4 protein-coding genes are annotated in these 4362 nt (G+C 73.7%); all 4 read left to right on the plus strand.

The genetic code is table 11. The features are described from left to right. Positions 1 to 239: 239 nt before the first annotated feature. Positions 240 to 500 (plus strand): hypothetical protein, encoded by a 261-nt coding sequence (locus tag UO65_RS02745; RefSeq protein WP_035278409.1) that lies wholly within the window; start codon positions 240 to 242, stop codon positions 498 to 500. Positions 501 to 597: 97 nt separating this feature from the next. Further along, positions 598 to 3327: an FtsK/SpoIIIE domain-containing protein gene (locus UO65_RS02750; RefSeq protein ID WP_035278414.1), complete on the plus strand. Its 2730-nt coding sequence runs from the start codon at positions 598 to 600 to the stop codon at positions 3325 to 3327. After that, the gene (locus UO65_RS02755) at positions 3324 to 3689 is read left to right on the plus strand and encodes a hypothetical protein (protein ID WP_035278410.1); all 366 of its coding nucleotides are present in this window, start codon (positions 3324 to 3326) and stop codon (positions 3687 to 3689) included. Before UO65_RS02750 ends, UO65_RS02755 begins: the two co-directional genes overlap by 4 nt. A gap of 45 nt (positions 3690 to 3734) precedes the next feature. After that, positions 3735 to 4217 (plus strand): tetratricopeptide repeat protein, encoded by a 483-nt coding sequence (locus tag UO65_RS02760; RefSeq protein WP_035278412.1) that lies wholly within the window; start codon positions 3735 to 3737, stop codon positions 4215 to 4217. Positions 4218 to 4362: the final 145 nt, after the last annotated feature.

The raw sequence follows: 4362 nt of genomic DNA on the forward strand, positions 1-4362 counted from the left end.
CCCCGGCCAAACACATCCACCCAGCCGGGCACCACCAACAAACAACCGGGCTCGAAAGCCGAGCACATCCACCACCCGAGCACCCCAACGAAGCGCCCTCGGTGACACAGCACCGGTCAACCCCCGAGGCGACGAGGTCGCCCGGACGGCCGAACTTCGAGGGCGAACCGGTTCGCCCGGCGCCCGAACGGAGTACCCGGTTCGGCCGGGACTGATCATCGCCACTAAATTGTGCCGACATGGCGGGTGTTGAGGAGATCCGGGCCGCGATCGCGCAGGCCACCGAGAAGGCGCAGTCCGGCATCGCCGCGATCACCCAGGCCTCGATGCAGCTCGACGAGGCCCAGAGCGCGCTGCTGAACGCGACCCGGGGCAGCACGCGGGCGGAGACGTCGCAGTCTCAGGCGTTGCTCGCGGAGGCGTTGCAGGCCCTGCGGGGCGTGCAGACGACCATCCAGTCGAGCATCGCCTCGGCGGAGGAGTACGCGGAGCGGCTGTGAGCACCCGGCCGGGACCCCGCGCGCGGTCCCGGCGGCGGCCGAACCCGTGGTGTGGGCGCGGGAGACAATCGACGACTACCGGACGAGGCTGTGGGACATGGCCAGGGGTGAGCGCAGGCGGCGGGTCGACGAGGCGCTGACGGCGTTGCGGACCGTGCTCGGGCACGCGCTGGGCGCCGCCGAGGGCGCGCGGGTGCGCGCGGAGACCCGGCACCGGCAACTGGAGTTCGAGAAGGAGATCCGCCTGCTCGGGCTGGCCGCCGCGGCCACCGACGCGGACCTGGCCCGGCGGATGGCCGAGGACGACGCGCTGCGCGCGGTGTGGGACGGCATCACCGCCCGCCGCGACGCCGGTTACGAGCAGTGGCACCGCGAGGGCCTGGCCCAGGTGCACCGGCTGGTGCTCGACGAGGCCCCGGGGGCCGCGGGCGAGCCGTGGCAGACCTGGCTGGGTCCGGCGGGCACCGACCCGGGCGCGCACGCGCCGCGGCTGTGGCGCGTCGGGTCGGCCCTGGTGGAGCACTCCGCGCCGGAGGACGCCTTCCCGCTGGCGGTGCCGCTGCTCGACGTCGGGCACCTGCGGGTCAACACCACCACCGGCAGCAGGCCCGCCGCCGACGCGCTGGTCGAGACCCTGGTGATGCGGCTGGTCAGCGCCTTCGCCCCGGGCCTGGTGCGGCTGCACCTGTGGGACGTGGGGCACCTGACCGGGCCGCTGCCGTCGCTGCACCCGCTGACCGCCGCGGGTGTGATGGTGGTGCACGACCCCACCCGGCTCGACGACCTGCTGGCGCAGCTCGCCGGGCACATCCGCCGGGTGCACGCGCAGTCGCTGCGGGTGCACCAGACGCCGCGGGCGGCCAGCGCCGCGGCGGGCAGGCGGGTGGAGCCGTGGCGGGTGGCGGTGCTGTTCGGCAACGGCGACCCGCTGCCCGACGAGCAGTACCGGGAGCTCAACCGCATCGCCCGCACCGGCCCGGAGGCCGGGGTGCACCTGGTGCTGGTGGACATGCCGATCACGGCGAACTCCCCGGTGGAGACGGTCACCTTCACCGACGCCGAGCGGGCCACGTGCAGCATGACCGGCCCCGGCGTGGTGGTCCGCGCCGACCCGGCGCCGCCGCCCGCGCAGGTCAACCACGCCGCCACCACCATCGCCGCGGACGTGCTGGTGCGCCGGGGTCGCCCGCGCGAGTTCGCCGACCTGCTCCCGGACACCCTGGGCACCGGCAGCTCGGTGGAGGAGCTGCGCACCCCGATCGGCTTCCACGAGGGCGAACCGGTCGAGGTGGTGCTCGGCGACGCCACCCCGCACGCCCTGGTCGCGGGCCCCAGCGGCTCGGGCAAGACGAACCTGCTCTACGCCGTGCTCGGCGGGCTGGCCGCGCGCTACCCGCCGTCGGAGCTGGAGCTGTACCTGCTGGACTTCAAGGAGGGCGTGTCCTTCGCGGGCCTGACCCCGGGCCGCAAGGACCCGTCCTGGCTGCCGCAGGCGCGGCTGGTCGGGGTGAACGTCAACACCGACCGCGAGTTCGGGTTGGCGCTGCTGCGGTTCCTGACCGGGGAGCTGGCCAGGCGGGCGGCGGCGGCCAAGCGCCAGGAGGTCACCAAGCTCGCCGAGCTGCGCGAGGCCGACCCGGACGGGCACTGGCCGCGGATCGTCGCGGTCATCGACGAGTTCCAGGCGCTGTTCGGCGGGCGCGACCAGATCACCCAGCAGGCCGCGGCGCTGCTGGAGGACGTGGCCCGCCGCGGTCGCTCGCAGGGCATCCACCTGGTGCTGGCCAGCCAGGACATCGCCGGGATCGAGGCGTTCTGGGGCAAGCCCGCGGTCTACGACCAGTGCACGCTGCGCATCGCCATGCCCAAGGCCAAGCGGGTGCTGGCGCAGGAGAACAACGCCGCGCTGGCGCTGCCGCGCTGGCACGCGGTGGTCAACCACGAGTCGGGGGTGGCGCACGGCAACGAGGTCGCCCACGTCCCCGACGCGTCGAGCCGGGGCACCTTCGACGAGTTGCAGCGCACCCTGTGGGCGCGGATGACCTCGCCGAAACCGCGCCTGTTCGACGGCGCGCACCAGCCGGAACTGGTGCACGCGGCCGACTTCACCGGCCCGCGCGGACCGGTGCTGGGCCAGATCATCGAGGTGGACGACAAGGCGGCGGTGTTCCGGCTGGAACCGGTGCCCGGCCGCAACCTCGCGGTGATCGGCACCGCCACCGCCGACGCCCTGTCGGTGCTGGAGAGCGCCGCGCTGTCGCTGGGCGAACTGCACTCCGCGGGCGAGTGCGAGTTCCACCTGTGGTGCCCGGTGCAGTCGCTGGAGCCCAGGGTGACCGCCGCGGCGGACCGGTTGCGCGCGAAGGGGCACGAGGTGTCGGTGCGCACCGGCGACGACGTCGCCAAGATCACCGAGGAGATCACCAAGCTCGCCGACGAGACCGCCCCGGTGCGGCAGTACGTGTTCTTCTACGCCGTCGACGCCACCGCGCACCTGCTGGAGGCCAAGGAGACACCGCTGGCCAAGAGCGGGTTCGACAAGCTGCGCGAACTGCTCAAGAACGGACCCGCCCGGCACGTGCACACCTTCGGCTGGTGGCGCGGCATGGGCCGGTTCAAGGAAACCCTCGGCTTCGCCGGCATGGACGACATCGGCGGCTGGGTGGCGCTCGACGTGCAGGGCGCGGAGCTCAACACCCTCGCCGCCGGGCAGGTCGTCGACTGGTCGCCGCGACCGCACCGGGCGGTGTTCTTCGACCGCACCACGCACAGCCGCCCCGACGTGCTGATCCCGTTCGACACCACCAGCGCCCTGGAGCTGCCATGACGGCCCCCGACCCGGCGAACCGCTACAAGGCCCTGCTCGGCCTGGCCCACCAGGCCGAGCAGGAGTTCCGCCAGCAGGAATCCGTCCGCGCGGCGAAGCTCGGCGGGGAGCTGTTCGAGGCCGGGCGCGCGGTGGAGGCCACCACCAAGCACGAGGCGGAAGTCGTCCGGGAGGTCACCGCATGGTGGTCGGACGTGACCGCGAAGCTGCTCAGGGTGAGCTGGGCGCACCCCGGCCCGCGCCCCAAACCGGACCCGGCGGGCCACCCCGAACTGCTGGGCGACTACCTCGCCGAGGTGGAACCGAAGACCGAGGCGCTGTTCGCCGCGCTGCGCCGGGCGGTCTGGCCGCGCAAGCTCTGACCCCGGCGGGCAGCGCCCTCAGGAACGGTCTGAGAGGGTGGGCGCGTGACTGATGTGGACTGGGAAGCCCGGCTCGCGGGCACGTGGGCGGAGCTGGACACCCGAGGCGAGGCCGAGTTCCGGGCCCTCATCACGGACCTGACCGAGGAACTGCCCGCCGACGACCCGCGCTCGCCGTTCGAACGGGCCGCGGCGCTGGACTCCACCGGGCACTCCGACCTGGCGGTGCCGCTCTACCGGGACGCGCTGGCGGCGGGGCTGGTCGGGGAGCGCCGCAGGCGGGCGCTGATCCAGCTCGCGAGCTCACTGCGCAACACGGGTGACCCGGCGGCGGGGGTGGCCCTGCTGGAACCCGAGCTGTCGGCGCCGTCGGATCACCTGGACGGTGCGGTGCGGGGGTTCCTGGCGTTGTGCCTGGCCGATGTGGGGCGGGAGCGGGAGGCGGTGGCGGTGGCGTTGGGGGCGTTGGCTCCGCTGCTGCCGCGCTACCAGCGTTCGCTGGCGAACTACGCGCGGGCGCTGGTGTAGTTCAGGCCCGGGGTTTGGTGGGGTGCCCGGTTGTTTGTGGCTGGTGCCCGGGTGGGTGGATGTGCTTCGCTGCGCGCTTCGGCTCAGGCCCGGTCTTTTGGTGGGTGTGCCCGGCTGGGTGGATGTGTTTGGCCGGGGCCCCTAT

Origin of the sequence: Actinokineospora spheciospongiae (assembly GCF_000564855.1) — a bacterium.
Classification (GTDB): domain Bacteria; phylum Actinomycetota; class Actinomycetes; order Mycobacteriales; family Pseudonocardiaceae; genus Actinokineospora; species Actinokineospora spheciospongiae.

Coding starts and splice junctions, on each gene's coding strand:
- UO65_RS02745 (WP_035278409.1), top strand. CDS start 240: ATGGCGGGTGTTGAGGAGATCCGGGCCGCGATCGCGCAGGCCACCGAG.
- UO65_RS02755 (WP_035278410.1), top strand. CDS start 3,324: ATGACGGCCCCCGACCCGGCGAACCGCTACAAGGCCCTGCTCGGCCTG.
- UO65_RS02750 (WP_035278414.1), top strand. CDS start 598: ATGGCCAGGGGTGAGCGCAGGCGGCGGGTCGACGAGGCGCTGACGGCG.